Source organism: Marinimicrobium sp. UBA4509 (genome assembly GCF_002388575.1).
In the GTDB taxonomy this organism is placed as follows: Bacteria; Pseudomonadota; Gammaproteobacteria; order Pseudomonadales; family Cellvibrionaceae; genus Marinimicrobium; species Marinimicrobium koreense.
In genome coordinates this window covers 1-790 of sequence record NZ_DGMV01000070.1, presented here as the reverse complement: position 1 = coordinate 790, position 790 = coordinate 1, and the positions used below count along the sequence as shown (strand labels likewise).

General features: G+C 55.2%; 2 protein-coding genes. Both read right to left on the bottom strand.

The annotated features are described in order from the left end of the window. Positions 1-3 precede the first annotated feature (3 nt). On the bottom strand, positions 4-369 hold the full coding sequence (locus B3520_RS13690) for a hypothetical protein (RefSeq protein ID WP_286876290.1): 366 nt from the start codon (positions 367-369) through the stop codon (positions 4-6). Between the two features lie 14 nt (positions 370-383). After that, on the bottom strand, positions 384-790 hold a 407-nt coding region (locus tag B3520_RS13685), incomplete at its 5' end, for a hypothetical protein (protein ID WP_286876289.1).

Below are 790 nucleotides of genomic sequence, written 5' to 3'. Positions count from 1 at the left end.
CCATCAGGAGCTAGCGCCCTTCAAGGCCACGAAGTTGAGGACGATTGCCTCAGACAAAGAACCAGCGGAAACGTTAGCGACAGTGATCTTGAAAGACCCTGCGGCCAAGCTGTTCGCTTGCACCAGGTAGGAACCAGCAGTTCCGCCTGAAGCGTGGTTCACAACCACCACATCAGTGGCGGAAACTTCGCTGTTGGTCACGGTGAAAGACACCTCAGCGGCAGCAGCCAGTGCAGCGTCATTCAGGGTGATAACACCGGATGCCGCATTGGCAATCACGGTGGTGCTTTTGTTAGTCGCCTGGGTGACAGACGTACCAACGGTCGGGCCTACAAGTTTGCCCGCTGTTGCCTCAAAAAGTGATGCCATGGTTAGTTACCTCCTCAGTCAAGGTTGCTGGTATTGGTAACCCGCACGATTCCAATGTTCTTGGTTTCGTACACCTTTGACCAGTTGCCAACGGTTTCCAGATCAGAACGCTCTGGGTTGGAAACTGAGGTTGACCACTTAGCGCCAATCGGGTGGTAGACGTAGTGCAGGTCGATTGCCATGGCATCCGATTTTGCAAGGATGTCACGGTCGGTTTCTGTCCGCAGACCCATCTGCTCGCCAGAGCCAATAGCGCCCTGGGTAAACAGATAGCTTGCATACTCCGTAGAAGAACCAGACCCAGCGGTCTGCACATCTTCGGAGACAATGACACGCAGGCCCATAAAGGTCGGGACTTGCACGCTGCCAAAAGCAGGTGCGGTCGAACCTTGCGATGCGGCGGTGTCAGGAGCACCGGTGT

Excerpts from the sequence above, each read along its gene's own strand:
- B3520_RS13690 (WP_286876290.1), bottom strand. The coding sequence starts at position 369 with ATGGCATCACTTTTTGAGGCAACAGCGGGCAAACTTGTAGGCCCGACC.